The 298-nt window shown below is 50.7% G+C and carries 1 protein-coding gene; it reads left to right on the top strand.

What is annotated here, in order from left to right:
* Positions 1-298: transposase (locus tag ACXAG2_RS20915; RefSeq protein WP_474870264.1), on the top strand; the 298-nt coding region annotated here is incomplete at both ends.

Raw genomic sequence — 298 nt, 5'->3', positions numbered from 1 at the left:
CGCTAACCATAAAAGCGGTATTGAGTTTGCCGTTGCGTGCAACGGAGGGCTTTTTAAATTCTATTTTCAGGTTGATGGATGTGCCTTGCCGTTCGCCCGGCTATAGCTGTCTGAGCAAGCGAGCAAAGACGGTAGAGATAAATTATAAAAGACGCTCTCGTGGCCCGATAGCGCATGTTGTGGTTGATGCCACAGGTTTGAAAATCTATGGCGAAGGCGAATGGCACGCCTATAAACATGGCAGAGAGAAACGGCGTCGCTGGCGCAAACTGCATGTCGCCGTTGACAGTGCGACGCA

This window comes from Alteromonas sp. ABH4_456, from assembly GCF_056160645.1.
The sequence above is the reverse complement of the archived record's forward strand: the minus strand, read 5'-3'. Positions and strand labels throughout refer to the sequence as shown.